Annotated in this window: 2 protein-coding genes and 1 pseudogene; all 3 read right to left on the bottom strand. The window is 39.8% G+C overall.

Features of this window, described 5'->3' with window-relative positions:
- Positions 1 to 172 (bottom strand): annotated as a pseudogene (locus HT701_RS11920) (IS66 family transposase); the annotation flags it as partial.
- The gene (locus HT701_RS11000; RefSeq protein WP_031243953.1) at positions 147 to 353 is read right to left on the bottom strand and encodes a transposase; all 207 of its coding nucleotides are present in this window, start codon (positions 351 to 353) and stop codon (positions 147 to 149) included. The gene HT701_RS11000 and the pseudogene HT701_RS11920, both read right to left, overlap by 26 nt.
- Positions 354 to 407: 54 nt before the next feature.
- On the bottom strand, positions 408 to 758 hold the full coding sequence (gene tnpB / locus HT701_RS10995) for an IS66 family insertion sequence element accessory protein TnpB (RefSeq protein ID WP_172925855.1): 351 nt from the start codon (positions 756 to 758) through the stop codon (positions 408 to 410).
- Between the last annotated feature and the right edge of the window lie 94 nt (positions 759 to 852).

Raw genomic sequence — 852 nt, 5'->3', positions numbered from 1 at the left:
TCGCTCCAATCTCTTTTAGATCTCCCTGACAGTCAGGGAAAATGCAATCCTCTAAGCGATGATGGAGTTCTTCTGAATCGAATTGGGCAAGAAGAGCTTGACGTTTCCCTTTAGCTTTCTTACGTTTATAGGTGATTTCTTCTCTTTCAACTGGGAACCTCTCCATCTTCATCAGATGAAACTTCCTCCTCAAAAAGGCTGACTTGTCCAGATGGACAAACACTTTTCTCAGAGGATTTTCCATAGAGCTTTTGCGTTAGATAAGCCACTTGTTCACGAAGAAGGGCAAGTTCATTGGTGAGACTATCAATTGTAGCACTCTGTTGTTGAATGATTTTTAATAAGTCTTTCATCGTCTTCCCCTCCTTGTTTTCTAACTTTATTATACTAAAAAGAAAGGCATCATTTCAATAGAAATCACGACTTTCTGATGAATTTATTTGGGGAGTGATAGAAAAGCCCTTCATCAGCCAGTCTACTTGTTCTGGTGTGAGAGCTTTAACATCCTTTTCTGTACTTGGCCAAGTCAACTTACCGTTCTCAAAGCGTTTATATAGTAGCCAAAATCCTTGACCATCCCAGTAAAGGGCTTTAAAGCGGTCTTTACGTCCACCACAAAAGAGAAAAACTTGACCGGAGAAAGGATCCAATTCAAAGTGGGTTTTAATGAGATAAGCCAGTGAATCAATTCCTTGTCTCATATCCGTTTTCCCACATACGAGGTGAACTTGACCTAAATCGCTTAGTTGAATCATCATAGTACACTACCTTTCCTCCGATAACTATTTTTATCTAGTATACCGGAAGTTGGGGAATTAGGATAGATACGATACCTTGTTATGACGCGCTTAC

Source organism: Streptococcus sp. 10824 (assembly GCF_013276595.1).
GTDB lineage: Bacteria > Bacillota > Bacilli > Lactobacillales > Streptococcaceae > Streptococcus > Streptococcus pseudopneumoniae.
Note: the sequence above shows the minus strand (reverse complement) of the source record. Positions and strands in the feature narration are given on the sequence as shown.